The following is a 13,719-nucleotide window of genomic DNA, read 5'->3' as shown; positions in this document are numbered from 1 at the left end:
ATTCTGTTGGCTTGGTTCCGCTTTCGCGAAAGCGAGAATAAAAAAAGCCACTATGACAGTGGCTTTTTAAAAATACTTATTTATCTATCCTAGATACATGGAGGATTAGGGTTTACAGGAAGGTCTGTGGTAAGAACATGATACCAAGCAAGCGCTGGATCATTTGCTTGAACTGTACGCAATACCATGCGATTTGCGGTGATCTCCATTATTTCATATTCACTGCTACCTACGTACCAACTTATGAAACTGTCATTTGCAAGTAACATAGTAGTTTTTCTGGACTGCTCCACTGGCACGTCAGTATCAAGCGTAGGCGTAAAAGTAATTACTCCAGGCGCAGGCGCTGTAAATGGCAAGCATTCATCATCATTGTTTCCATTTATTGCAGATGGCCCACCGAATTGAGATAAATAGGTGTTATGAAAATACGTTCCTCCAAAATTCTTGAGCTCGTATATCACATCATTTCCATCCTTAGTGAAAACCATCTCATCTTCATAGAAGCATTCTGTAAGATCATTACAATATCTACCAAAAGCAGGAACCGGAAAAAATGCAGGTGTATAATAAGCTTCTGGAGATTGACCTCCTATTAAATTAGTTGGTCCTACGCCCCAGTGTCCATTTTCTGCAACAGACCAATACCAAGTTTTAGAAGAGCCTCCAGTTAAAAATTCTTTTGCTTCTGAATCGTCAAACGTGCTCAACACGTCTAAGAGAATAGTTTGTGTTGTTGCTGCTCCACCAGTTCCAGTTGCGGTAACTGTAACACTATACGTGTTTGTCCCTAACTGTACAAAACGATGCTCAATTGTTCCGTCAAACGTAGAACCTTGACGACCATCACCAAAATCATAGGAGTAATTTAAAGCGTTATCTGATGTTGCATTAAAAACTACAATACCTGTTCCGTCTCCATTTGGGTCTGTCATAGACTGACCTTGAACAGTTGCCGTAACAACTAAATTAGAAGGTGCAATTACAGCTCCAAATTCTGTATCATCATCTTGACAAGATTGAATTGTAAAAGCAACTATGAAAATCATTAAAAGTTTATAGAAATATTTCATAACTCTTATTTTAATTTATTTTTATTAGGTCATCAATGTAGATCGTCTCAGGTGCAGAAGTCGCTTGCAAAGGATCAAAAAAGATAACTATATTTCTCAAATCATTTGTAGTATTACCAGTAAACGAATTAAAGGTTAATTCTTCCCATCCGTTTGCCACAGTAGTTGTAACACTTGTCACCTCTTGAAATAATCCACCATTTCCTATTCGTTCTACTTTGAGCCAGACTGGTAAACCTGCTCTTGGAGAATAAACTTTTAAGGTAAACGAAGTGTTAGAATTAAAAACAACAGGCTGATCTACCACTATTGCTACCAAAGCAAAATTGTTAGGTCCAGTTGCATTTCTATCAAATTGCAATACTGTGCTAGAACTATTTACTACATCTGGAACAGGATTAGCAACAATAGAAAAGCCGCCGTTATTTGTTCCTATGTTATAAATTCTATTAGGATCTTCAAAATCTAAAGGCAGTAAAATAGGAGGACCTTCAGCTAGCTCAATATCATCAAAATAATTCACATCGCCAGTAGGCGCAGCGCCAAGGTCAAAAAATACTACAAAACGACTGAAAGGTTGTGTTGTATCTAAACCTGCTGTATCAAAGAAAAGCGTTTCCCACTCGCTGGAGACTGTAGTAAATGCTTCATAGTCTGCAGATGCAATTGACCCATCAACATTTTCCAACTTTATTGTCACTTTTGTTCCTACAGGCATTGGTGACCAAGTTTTCATTCTCAAATTTTGAGGTCCAGAAAAATCGATCGGAGCACTTAAAGGAACTACTACTCCTCCAAAAGTCTGGGTTCCTGTTTTTTCAATACTAACCACACTTGCACTATCATTACCAGAGCTAATGTCAGGATTAGCAATTATCGATACCGCTGATTCAAAATTAATAAGATTGTAATTAAGTGTTGTAGATTCAAAATCAAGAGGCAAACTCACCGGATCTACTATCATCACAACTTCAGTAGTTTCTGTAGTCGCAGCTCCACCACTTAGAGCAGTTACTGTAATAGTATAAGTTCCTGTACCATTGTAATCATAGTCCACTGTATCACCTTCCATAAAAGCAACTGGTGCAAGCGCTGGGTCTTCACCAAAAGTTACCTCAAATGCTGTCTCAAAATCTGCTGTTGCAGACACAGAAACCCCAAAATTAGAAACAGAACTTTCTGTTACTGTTATAACTAAGTTTTCTGGAGCCCTGAAGGAAACGTCCAAATTTTTAGTCAATTCAGTTGTGTCTCCATTTAGGTTTGTAGCAACAACTCTTACGGGATAACTACCTTCTGCATACATGCGTTCTGCATTTTGCCCCAATGCTAGTACCTCAGATTCTCCTGTGCCATCTGCAAAAAAGACTTCAAAACTACTAACATTAACTCCAGATGGTGATATGGTAACTAAGCCAGAATTGTCTTGTGTTATATTAAAAATCACATCTAGACCAGATGGAGCCTCTATAGCGGCACCTAAGTCTGTATCCTCATCGCTTTCACAACTAGTGGTAGCGACAAAAACTAATAGTATACTAACAAATAAAAATTTCAAATTTTTCATTTTAATTCTTGTTATTAATAATTAGGGTTTTGCTCCCATCTATTTCCTGCTAAAAGAATCTCTTCTAAAGGAATAGGGAAAACTTCATGCTTTCCTGTTACAAAACCGTTGATTTCTGTGGCAGCCCTTCCAGTTCTAACTAGATCAAAAAAGTGATGACCTTCACCTACAAGCTCTAATCTACGTTCTAGAAATATAGCATCTGCAAGAGCTACACCTGAAAGTTGAACATCTGGTAAGTTTGCCCTTGTACGCACTGTATTTAAATAAGTTCTAGCTTGACCATCACCAAGGTTACCGCTATTATATGCTTCGGCAGCCATTAAGTAAACATCTGCAAGACGTATTGCTCTATAATTATTAGGATTAGTCAAATTTGCATCGCCGGTATTCAAATCTCCTTGTCTTGCTATATACTTTCTGTTGTAAAAGCCAGTATGCTCAAATCCCGTACTAAATGTGGCACCATTTGAAGCGGCAAAAGTATCTATATCGAGTATGGCTACATCTCTTCTTGGATCAGCAGCGTCAAAAAGGTCAAATACTTCTTGGGTAGGAACGTTAAAACTAAATCCAGAATCAAACTCAGGACCGTCATAATTTCTAATCCCATTAAAACCTACAGCTACGTTACCTTCACTACACTGTAAACATCCAAAACCTGCTCCTTCTAGGTCCGAGTATTGCACTTCAAAAACCGACTCAGAATTATTCTCATTATCATTTTCAAATATCGTTGAGTAATCAGTCACTAGACTGTATTCATTTGATAAAATAAGATCATCTAAAACATCAGCAGCTTCTTGATATTTCTCTTGAAACAGGTAAACTTTACCTAGCAATGCTTGAGCGCTTCCCTTAGTCGCACGACCTACATCTGGAGTTGTGTATTGTAAATTATCTATTGCAAAGATCAAATCTCGTTCAATTTGAGCATAAACATCAGCTTTAGGTGTGCGGTCTACTTCAAACTGATCTCCAAAAAGGAATCTTTGATCAACCACTAATGGGACGTCACCAAAAAACTTAACCAATTCAAAATAGTAGTAAGCTCTGAGGAATCTTGTTTCTCCTAACACTCTTGGCTTATCAGGAAAATCAGTTTTATCCTGAAACTCCATAATAAAGTTCGCTCTATTCACTCCCGCAAACATCCACCTCCATATATCTGATAACTGTTCATTTACTGGAGTATGAATCATGTCATCAATTTGCTGGATACCGATAACATCTGTGGCACTTTCACCACCTGCTAAAGTATTATCAGAAGCAATCTCTCCTAACATTACGTTCAAATAACTCGATTGAAGTAAATCATATGCACCAACTAGGGCACTTTCATAATCCTCTTGTGAATTGAAAAAATTCTCTGAGTTTGGGTCTTCACTTACAACCTCAATATAATCTTCGCTGCATGCATTAAACGCGACTACAAAGACAAATAATAAAATATATACTTTAAAAATCTTCATCTTGATTGTTTTTTAAAATTTTGCGTTAATTCCAATTAAAAATGTTCTTGCTACTGGATAGAAACCATTATCAATACCACTTGCTAAAGGGTCTCCAGAACTAGCACTTGGATCAAACCCTTGATACTTTGTCAATGTAAATGCATTTCTAACAGCTGAATAAATTCTTAGCTTACTTAATTTGACATTATTTAAAGCGCTTTCGTTTAATGTATACCCTATTTGTAAGTTTTGTGCTCTTAAAAATGAAGCGTCTTCAACATAAAAGTCTGAAAACACCTGATTTGCGGTTGCCCCAGTAGTTACTCTTGGAAAAGAATTAGTAGAGCCTTCACCAGTCCATCTATTTAAGATATTTGTAGTTAAATTAGTAAGTGGTTGATTGCGTTCATAATTACGAACCATATCATTACCTATAGAAGCAAAAAAGAAACTTTGAAAATCCCAATTCTTATAGTTGAAACTGAAGTTGAGGCCCATTGTAACATCTGGTAATGGATCTCCTAATTCAACACGATCCTCCAGATTGATCATTCCATCCTCATTAACATCTCTGTATCTAAAATCACCAGGCTGTGCCTCAGCTCCTAACTCAATTTGCGATGGATGAGCCGCCACTTCTGCGGCATTTTGAAAAATTCCATCAGTTTGAAATCCGTAGAAATAACCTATGGTAAAACCTTCTTGCATTCTAGTAATAGGCGGTTGTCCTACTCCAAAACCACCAGCTTCAATAAAACCATTATCGTTATTTACAGCAAGAACTTCATTTTCTAAAGTTGCTAAATTGTAATTTACATTAAAACTAAAATCGTCTGTGATTTGATCTGAGTAACCTATAGAGAATTCTAATCCTCTATTACGGATATCACCACCATTAATAAATGGCGCAGCAGATCCTGGAGCACCTGATCCTAAAATTCCAGATACATCAGGAGCTATCAATAAATCTTGAGTCTGCCTATTGAAATAATCAACAGAAACATTCAATTTGTTAGATAAAAACTGCATATCAACACCTACATTGCTAGTGAATTGTTCTTCCCATTTAATTTCTGGATTACTCAAAGCGCCAATAGCTGTACCATTAATAATTTGACCATTAAAAACATATTGTCCTTCACCTGTTAATAAAGAAGCAAAACGAAATGCTCCAATTCTATCATTACCTATGAGACCAGTAGAAGCTCTAATCTTAAGAAAATCTATAAAATTATTATCCTTTAAAAAATCCTCATCAGACGCTACCCATCCAACGCTTGCTGATGGAAAAACACCAAACTTGTTTTCAGGACCAAAAGTTGTACTACCATCTCTACGTATGACACCAGAGAATAAATACTTTCCTTGATAATCGTATTGAACTCTTAAAAAATGGGAAAGTAAACGCTGGTCAAAACGTCTAGCGCCGTTTAAATCTCCATCTATTGTTCTATCTGCTCCAGCGATACTAACTTCATTATAATTGTTACTAACATTACCAAATCCTGTAATGTCATTAAAATCTCCTCGAGTTCTAAATGCACTCATACCTACCATTGCCTGAAGGTTATGTTTTTCAGCAAAAGTGTTTTTGTATTTCAAGAAAGCATCATAAGTATAATCACTAAAGAAGTTTTCGTATTCACTGTATACATTTTCAGTGAGATTAAAAACTTTACCAGAACCATAAAATGCTCTAGGATTAAAGTTATTCCCATAAGCTTCAGAATAATTTGCTTGAATACGAGCAGTAGCCTCAAAGTGATCTAGAAATGAATAGGTTAATCCAAAATTTCCGCTGATTTTACCTACTTTATTTTTGTTGAACGTATTAGCTAGTTGTGCTTCAGGGTTGATTACCTCATTACCCAATCCTTCTGCTAGAGAAAACTCACCAGCAGCATCCCTTACAGGAATGGTAGGCGCCATGTTCACCGCATTAAACAAAACGGAACCTAAACCACCATCATTTATATTACGATTACTAGTGTAAGAGTAGATAAATCCTGTCTTCATTTCAAGATTCTTTGTCCATTTATGATCAAAATTACCACTCATTACAAATCGATCATAATCTGATTTGCTTGCTCCTACAATACCATCTTGATTAAAAACAGCAACACCTAACTTGTACAAAGATTTTTCTGTTCCTCCACGCAAAGAAATATCATTATTAAGAATGAAACCATTTTCAAAAACTTCATCTTGATAATTAGTATTCGTCAAGTCGGAAATATTTGTAAAAGGAATAGCCTCTCCATTATTAGCAAACGCTTCGTTTTTAATGAGCGCATATTGCTGTGAATTTAATGTAGGTAACTTTCTAGAAGTTTCTTGAAAACCGCCCCATGAGTTATACTCAACAGTTAAAGGTTGATTCTTCCTTCCATTTTTAGTAGTAACAATGATAACACCATTAGAACCTCTTACCCCATAGATCCCTGCAGTAGCATCCTTAAGAACCGATATACTTTCAATATCACCTGGGTTGATAACGCTTAGATCTTCGATGATATTTCCATCTACTAATATTAAGGGTCTATTATCGCCATTAGTTCCGATTCCTCTAATTCTGATGTTTAAACCAGCACCGGGCGATCCAGATGAAGAAGTAACATTTACACCTGGAACCTGACCTTGAAGTGCTTCTTCTACCCTACTAGGTTTTAAATTCTCAATTACTTCGCTTTTAACGACACTCACTGCACCTGTAACCTCTCGCACTGCTTGTGTACCATATCCTACAACAACTACTTCATCTAAAGCAGCAACATCTTCCTGCATGGTAATTGTAATTGGCTCAAAATCTACCACTGTGTAATCTTGAGTCACAGTTCCAATAAAAGAAAATCGTAACACATCTCCAGTAGATGCAGCTATGGAGAAAGCACCGTCAAAATCTGTGGTGGTGGCAGTTTTTGCATTCACATTTTGTACGGTAACACCTAATAATGTTTCACCTGTGGACGCTTCAAGAACCTTTCCTGTTACAATACCTTGTTGTGCATAACCTATAAAAGCCACAAAATAAAAAAGGAGTAAAGTAAATTTATTCATGAATAGTTAGTTTAATTAAAAATAAGAAAATTTTACTACAACGTTGTATGTTAACTTTCTGATAAAATTGAATTGTAAAATTACAATACATTCAGCATAACATTCATCTTAAAAACTCTAAGAAAACACATCAACTACAAGGTATTGAAAAACAGTATATTGTATTTTTTATTTATTATTATTTAATAAAAATGTTGTGCCTATGTATAGTTTTTTGCCTCTAATTATTAGCTCAACAATTAATTATAAATTCTTTCAGAGAGCAAATAAATTTGGTATCTCCTTTTTATATCAGGGCGTAATTCTATCTAGAAGAGCTTTAATTATTTCGCTTTCGCGAAAGCGAAATAATAATATTCAACAACACATTTACGTTTAACTATTAATGAAAATACTTTTACTATTTCTTGTATTCGGAGCTCACATGCTCTCAGCAGCGACTAAAGATGTTAAAACCATACATGTTTACGTAGCTTTATGCGATAATGTAAATCAAGGGATTGCGCCTGTTCCTGAGCAAATAGGTAACGGTCAGAATCCTTTTCATAACCTATATTGGGGTGCTGGCTACGGATTAAAGACCTACTTTAAAAAGAGTAAGGATTGGTCACTTATCCGTATTGTCAAAGATGTAGATTCATTAATTCTCGAACGTGTTCTATTTAAACACAAAAAAAGTGGCACTTATCTACTCGCAGATGCTTATGACGGCGCTTATATAAAACAAACTACTATAGACTTTCTAGAAGCTAGTGCTGGTCGTAATGGATTTCAAATCAACGATGGTGATACCCAACTTTGTTTTGGTGGCGATGCAAATTTATTAAGTTATATAGGTCATAATGGGTTAATGGAATTTGACGTAAATGGCGCATTTTCTCAACCATCAACTAACAAAATAGAAACTATAATTCTCGCCTGCTATAGCAAGCACTATTTTTCTAAGTACCTAAAACAGACAAATGCAATTCCTTTACTGTGGACATCCCATCTCATGGCTCCGGAAGCATATACTCTGAAATATGCAATAGATGGCTGGATCAATAAGGAAAAAAACACAAAAATCGCTGAAAGGGCTGCACTAGCCTACCATAAATACCAACGATGTGGCATAAATGCAGCAAGAAAGCTACTAGTGACTGGATTTTAATAATCTACTAAGGTTTTTGTATTAAATTATAGCTCTTATTCTTAAATTACCGTTTTTCTATCGTTCTAATTAGTGCGACCCTTTATCATGAGTTTTAAGGAACAAAAACAGTTTATTTATGCGTTTACCATCATTGCTGCTGGTGGTTTATTGTTCTTTCTTTTTAAACCTTTTCTACCAAATAAAATTTTTGCAGAACAATTAAATTCTAACAAAATTGTAGTCGATAGCCTTATGCTAGAAGCTATGAAAATGGAACAAGACAAATCAGAAGAAAGCCTTTTTGTCAAAGATTCATTGATACATAAAAAGAGTACGATTATAGAAGACAGCAGCAAAGCATCACTACCTGATAGCGAGAAAAAAATTGCAATACCAGTTAAAAGTAATTATAGATTTATTGATGTCAATGACTTTAACTACAATCTTATTCAAGAAGCAGACTCTTTAGGAAAGTACGTCTTGCCTAAATCTAAAACGCTCACCACTTACAATGGTAAAGAAAATCTTGAACGCTTTTTTGAAAAGCTCTATGAACTAGAAAAATCTACAGAAGGTAATGTGCGTATTGCTTATTACGGCGACTCCATGATTGATGGGGATTTAATAGTACAAGATTTTAGGAGCGCGCTTCAAACAAGATTCGGTGGTAGAGGCGTTGGTTTTGTACCTATAACATCAGAAAGTGCTCGTTCTCGTTACTCGATAAAGCATTACACTAGCGGCAACTGGAACACTAAGAATTTTATGAAAGGTCGTGCAGACAGTATTCCTTATGGCATTAATGGAGCAGTTCATTTTTCTCAAGATTCTACAGCTGGACTCAAACTTTTAGCCAGTGGTATTAAAAACTCTTATAGGCTTAACTCGCCAAGGCTGTATTACGGTAAGGGAAATCCAAATGCTGCAATTCAAATAAAAATTGATAAGGACAGTTTAATGCAAACTATAGAATTGAATGGAACGAGAAGTCTCAACACAGCTACACTTTCTCCAAAGAATTCTAAAAGAGTAGAGCTGGACTTTTCCCAAGCGCAAGGCCTTCCTATTTATGGTGTTGATTTTTCTAATGATTCAGGAGTACATGTAGATGGATTTTCTAAGCGTGGCAACTCTGGATTACCTTTAAGCCTGCTTCATACTGCGCAAATGAAAGAATTTGATAAAACACTGAGTTACGACCTTATTATATTGCAATTTGGTGCTAATGTTCTCACTAGAAAATCAAAAAATTATTCATGGTACTCCAGTCGTATGAGTAAAGTGGTAGCGCATTTGAAAAAATCTTTCCCAGAAGCTGACATACTCATTTTAGGAACTGCAGACAGAGGAACCAAGATAGGAGACCTTATAAAAACAGATAGTAGCGTTGTTAAACTTCTGCGCTCGCAGCAAATTTATGCCGCAAATACAAATTCTGGATTCATGAGTCTATTTCACCTTATGGGTGGAGAGAACTCTGCAAGTGTATGGAATGATCATAAGTATATGAACAATGATTATACTCATTTTAGCCCTCAAGGTTCACAAAAAATAGGTCGTATGATTTATAGAGAATTAATGAATGATTATGACGCTTTCGCGAAAGCGAGATCACAACAAACAGAAGAAATTGAAAAGAATTTAGAAAAGGAACCTGCAGCATTGCAAGTCACCGATAGTCTTAAGGTCAAAAACGATAGCTTACAAAATTAAAACCATTCATGATCAAAAGTTTTTTTATCCTTCTCATAAGCTCCATGACAACAGTTGCTTTTGCGCAAGAAATTGCCGACCTGCAAATCAATCCATTGCTTATCGATCGTGATTTTCAAGAAATCAAAAACGTTCAGTTTTTAGATGATTTTTATAAAAAAGTTGAAGAACTAGAAAGTGGTACCAGAGAAAAATTAACTGTAGTTCAAATAGGAGATTCTCATGTTCAAGGACCCTATTTTCCACAATACATTAGACAAGGATTGCAATCTAAATTTGGAAATGCAGGACGCGGTTTTGTTTTCCCCTATCGAGTTGCAAAAACTAATGGCGCAATTGACGTAAAATTTAAAACCAACAGCGAGTGGAAAGCAGTGCGCAATGTGAAAAGTGATGGCAGCGATGACGTAGGTTTAAGTGGTATCAATCTAGAAACTACAGATGCTAATTTCGTATTAGAAATGAATTTAAGCGATTCATTAGAACCGATTAACGAGATACGAATCATATCGCAACATCCAGAACGCTTTGTCATTTGTACCAGCGATCAAAACCAACTTATAGAACAAATAACTACAACCAAAATCTATAAAATCAAGAGCGGTGATTATTTAGGTAAAATAGCGAGTAAATTTAATACGACGGTAACAGCGATTCAACGAGTTAACGGCATGAAAAATACGCGTCTTAACGCAGGACAGTCTATTAAAATACCTACAGGCGCATCTGAAAGTAAAAAAATAAACGATGCAGCGTTTACTAATCTATCTACTAAAGATGGTACCGCTTATCAAATTCCTGCTGGAACTACAAAATTGTATATAAAAGCTAATGAAAAAGCGTCCAAGTATGTTTTAGATGGTTTACTCTTAAGTACTGGTAAAAAAGGAATTCAATTTCATGCTATAGGAGTAAATGGAACAAAATTTAGTGATTACAATAAATTCCCACGATTCTTTGATCAACTTGCTTCTTTAAATCCTGATCTTATTATCATTTCTTTGGGCACTAATGAAAGTTTCTATGATAATTATACAGAGCAACAGCTTAAGAAAGACATGGATGTTTTTAATCGCGAGATGATCAAACGAGGAATGACTGGAAGTGTGTTGTTAACTTCTCCACCACCATCAATGAAGAATGGTAAAAATATCAATTCCACAGCTACAGTTTATGCTTATGAAATGGGAGTTTTTGCAAATTTAAATTCGTGGGCTTTTTATGACCTTCATGCTGTTACTAAAACCAGCGCAGCAATGCCTGACTGGTATGCAGCAAAATTGACCTCTAAAGATAAAATTCATTTTTTAGAAAAAGGCTATCAGTTACAAGCACAATTGCTCGTGGAATCTTTACTTAACTCTTACAACGATTATAAGAAATGATAGAGTGGAATGTAATATGGGACTGGCTCAGTTATGATCCACAAAAACCTCTACTGTTTAACAGCGAGGCTTTTTTGTATCTGTTTTTGGCCTTTTTCTTTATTTATATTTTATTGAAAGATGTACGCAGGTTGCGAATTCTTTATGTCATCGCTTTCTCTTTGTTCTTTTATTATAAGTGCAGTGGTATCTACTTTTTATTACTCATATTCTCTTCTTTCGTAGACTTTTACATCTCAGATTTAATTTACAAGAGTAAAAAAACGGGCACTAGAAAATGGTTACTCGTCTTATCTTGTGTTATCAATCTAGGCGTCCTTGCTTATTTTAAATATACCGGCTTTCTAACCGAAAACTTCAACGCTCTCTTCTCTGGTGATCTAAGTTTTGACACGATCTTTTTACCTATAGGAATCTCTTTCTACACTTTCCAGACCATGTCTTACACGATAGATATTTATAGAAGAGAATTAGAGCCTGCTAGAAATGTATGGGATTTTATGTTTTTTGTTTCCTTCTTCCCACAATTAGTTGCTGGTCCTATTGTAAGAGCAAAAGACTTCATTCCGCAGATCTATGAAAAACTGTACCTCACAAAAAAAGAATTGAGTTATGCTTTTTACCTCATCATAGGCGGCTTGATAAAAAAAGCCGTGATATCAGATTACATAAGCGTCAATTTTGTAGATCGAGTTTTTAATTTTCCAGATAACTACACCGCTTTTGAGAATTTGCTTGCCGTTTATGGTTATACACTACAGATTTATTGCGATTTCTCCGGTTATTCAGATATTGCAATTGGACTAGCGTTGCTACTCGGCTTTCAGTTACCGCCCAACTTTAGAACGCCATACCAAAGCATCAGCGTGACCGAATTCTGGCGCAGGTGGCACATCTCGCTATCGGGCTGGCTGCGTGATTATCTTTATATTTCTATGGGTGGTAATCGCAAAGGAAAACTGCGCACTTACTTTAACCTTTTTATGACCATGCTATTAGGTGGTTTATGGCACGGTGCATCATGGAAGTTTGTTCTTTGGGGCGCAATGCATGGAAGTGTTCTTGCCGTAGAAAAAGCGTTCAACATTCCTAAATGGACTAGTAAAAATATCGCATTAAAACTAATCGCTGGTATTCTCACTTTTCATTTTGTAGCGTTTTGCTGGATCTTTTTTAGAGCCTCAGACTTTACTAATGCTTTAAATATCATTGATAATATCGGTATGCTAGAATGGAGCCCACAAAACTGGTGGAGCGTCATTGCTGGATATCAAAATGTAGCCATCATCATGCTCATAGGTTTTTTATGGCATTTTATACCACAAAAATGGCAAGATCAACAGCTCTTAAATTTTCATAGAATCCCAGTTGTAGGCAAGGTGGTTCTTTTTGCTGCCACCATCTGGATCATCAGTGCGACGGCTAGTAGCGAGGTACAGCCGTTTATATATTTTCAATTTTAAAAAGAAAGGAATGCTGGATGAAGATGGTACTTATTCCGCTTTCGCGAAAGCGAGAAAAAAATAAACTTCTTACCTATTCAAGTTCACCTGCTTGTGCTTTTACTCCAGCCCTACTTCTTTATCTTTGCATTATATATCGCATCTATGAAACTTTACCTTGTTCCTACGCCCATCGGTAATTTAAAAGACATGACTTATCGTGGTGTTGAAATACTGAAAGAGGTGGACCTTATTCTTGCTGAAGACACACGGACAAGTGGTAAATTATTGCAACATTATGAGATCGCTACTCCTATGCTTTCTTATCACATGCATAATGAACATAAAATTAGTGATTCGATTGTAAAAAGGATCAAAGCCGGAGAAACAATGGCTTTAATAACCGACGCTGGTTCTCCAGGGATAAGCGATCCTGGTTTTTTACTTACTCGCAAATTAATAGAAAATGAAGTTACTGTAGAGTCACTTCCTGGAGCGACTGCTTTTGTTCCTGCACTAACCGTTTCTGGATTGCCATGCGATAAGTTTATTTTTGAAGGATTCTTACCAGTAAAAAAGGGAAGGCAGAAACGACTTGAATTTCTAAAAGAAGAAACCAGAACTATCGTTTTTTATGAATCGCCTCATAAATTATTAAAAACTCTAGCCGACTTTAAAACGCACTATGGTGAGGAGCGACAAGTTTCTATATCACGTGAAATTACTAAACTGTACGAAGAGCATTTTAGAGGAACTGTTACCGAAGCCATCGCTCATTTTGAACACAAAAAACCTAAAGGTGAGTTTGTTGTGGTTTTGGGAGGAATGATTTCCCAGAAAATTGGGTAGTAATAACTATTTTATTTTCTTAAAAGCCTATTCCTAATTTATCTGGG

The 13,719-nt window shown here is 36.0% G+C and carries 9 protein-coding genes; 5 read left to right on the top strand and 4 right to left on the bottom strand.

Going from position 1 to position 13,719, the window contains the following annotated elements:
- Positions 1 to 89: 89 nt before the first annotated feature.
- Genes DDD_RS07270 through DDD_RS07255 form a run of 4 tightly spaced genes read right to left on the bottom strand, consistent with a single transcriptional unit; the run spans position 90 to position 7,151 of the window.
- On the bottom strand, positions 90 to 1,073 hold the full coding sequence (locus DDD_RS07270; RefSeq protein WP_146250773.1) for a PKD domain-containing protein: 984 nt from the start codon (positions 1,071 to 1,073) through the stop codon (positions 90 to 92).
- 10 nt (positions 1,074 to 1,083) lie between these two features.
- On the bottom strand, positions 1,084 to 2,640 hold the full coding sequence (locus DDD_RS07265) for a hypothetical protein (RefSeq protein ID WP_015362158.1): 1,557 nt from the start codon (positions 2,638 to 2,640) through the stop codon (positions 1,084 to 1,086).
- Between the two features lie 14 nt (positions 2,641 to 2,654).
- Positions 2,655 to 4,112, bottom strand: coding sequence for a RagB/SusD family nutrient uptake outer membrane protein (locus DDD_RS07260; protein ID WP_015362157.1), 1,458 nt, complete (start codon positions 4,110 to 4,112; stop codon positions 2,655 to 2,657).
- Positions 4,113 to 4,124: 12 nt separating this feature from the next.
- Positions 4,125 to 7,151 (bottom strand): SusC/RagA family TonB-linked outer membrane protein, encoded by a 3,027-nt coding sequence (locus tag DDD_RS07255; RefSeq protein ID WP_015362156.1) that lies wholly within the window; start codon positions 7,149 to 7,151, stop codon positions 4,125 to 4,127.
- A gap of 385 nt (positions 7,152 to 7,536) precedes the next feature.
- On the opposite strand from DDD_RS07255, the gene DDD_RS07250 reads away from it, so the two are divergent.
- The 5 genes from DDD_RS07250 (at position 7,537) to rsmI (ending at position 13,672) form a co-directional block, all read left to right on the top strand.
- Positions 7,537 to 8,301 carry a hypothetical protein gene (locus DDD_RS07250; protein ID WP_015362154.1) on the top strand — a complete coding sequence of 255 codons (765 nt, stop codon included), beginning with the start codon at positions 7,537 to 7,539 and terminating at the stop codon, positions 8,299 to 8,301.
- An 87-nt stretch (positions 8,302 to 8,388) separates the two neighbouring features.
- Positions 8,389 to 9,996: an SGNH/GDSL hydrolase family protein gene (locus tag DDD_RS07245; RefSeq protein ID WP_015362153.1), complete on the top strand. Its 1,608-nt coding sequence runs from the start codon at positions 8,389 to 8,391 to the stop codon at positions 9,994 to 9,996.
- Between the two features lie 8 nt (positions 9,997 to 10,004).
- A complete protein-coding gene (locus tag DDD_RS07240; protein ID WP_015362152.1) occupies positions 10,005 to 11,381 on the top strand; it encodes a LysM peptidoglycan-binding domain-containing protein in 1,377 nt (458 codons plus the stop codon).
- On the top strand, positions 11,378 to 12,844 hold the full coding sequence (locus DDD_RS07235) for an MBOAT family O-acyltransferase (protein WP_015362151.1): 1,467 nt from the start codon (positions 11,378 to 11,380) through the stop codon (positions 12,842 to 12,844). The genes DDD_RS07240 and DDD_RS07235 overlap by 4 nt, the downstream gene beginning before the upstream one ends.
- A gap of 144 nt (positions 12,845 to 12,988) precedes the next feature.
- On the top strand, positions 12,989 to 13,672 hold the full coding sequence (gene rsmI, locus DDD_RS07230; RefSeq protein WP_015362149.1) for a 16S rRNA (cytidine(1402)-2'-O)-methyltransferase: 684 nt from the start codon (positions 12,989 to 12,991) through the stop codon (positions 13,670 to 13,672).
- Positions 13,673 to 13,719: the final 47 nt, after the last annotated feature.

The organism is Nonlabens dokdonensis DSW-6, assembly GCF_000332115.1.
In the GTDB taxonomy this organism is placed as follows: domain Bacteria; phylum Bacteroidota; class Bacteroidia; order Flavobacteriales; family Flavobacteriaceae; genus Nonlabens; species Nonlabens dokdonensis.
This window is presented reverse-complemented; position numbering and strand designations above follow the sequence as displayed.

Coding starts and splice junctions, on each gene's coding strand:
- DDD_RS07260 (WP_015362157.1), bottom strand. CDS start 4,112: ATGAAGATTTTTAAAGTATATATTTTATTATTTGTCTTTGTAGTCGCG.
- DDD_RS07245 (WP_015362153.1), top strand. CDS start 8,389: ATGAGTTTTAAGGAACAAAAACAGTTTATTTATGCGTTTACCATCATT.
- DDD_RS07255 (WP_015362156.1), bottom strand. CDS start 7,151: ATGAATAAATTTACTTTACTCCTTTTTTATTTTGTGGCTTTTATAGGT.
- DDD_RS07235 (WP_015362151.1), top strand. CDS start 11,378: ATGATAGAGTGGAATGTAATATGGGACTGGCTCAGTTATGATCCACAA.
- DDD_RS07270 (WP_146250773.1), bottom strand. CDS start 1,073: ATGAAATATTTCTATAAACTTTTAATGATTTTCATAGTTGCTTTTACA.
- DDD_RS07265 (WP_015362158.1), bottom strand. CDS start 2,640: ATGAAAAATTTGAAATTTTTATTTGTTAGTATACTATTAGTTTTTGTC.
- DDD_RS07240 (WP_015362152.1), top strand. CDS start 10,005: ATGATCAAAAGTTTTTTTATCCTTCTCATAAGCTCCATGACAACAGTT.
- DDD_RS07250 (WP_015362154.1), top strand. CDS start 7,537: ATGAAAATACTTTTACTATTTCTTGTATTCGGAGCTCACATGCTCTCA.
- rsmI (WP_015362149.1), top strand. CDS start 12,989: ATGAAACTTTACCTTGTTCCTACGCCCATCGGTAATTTAAAAGACATG.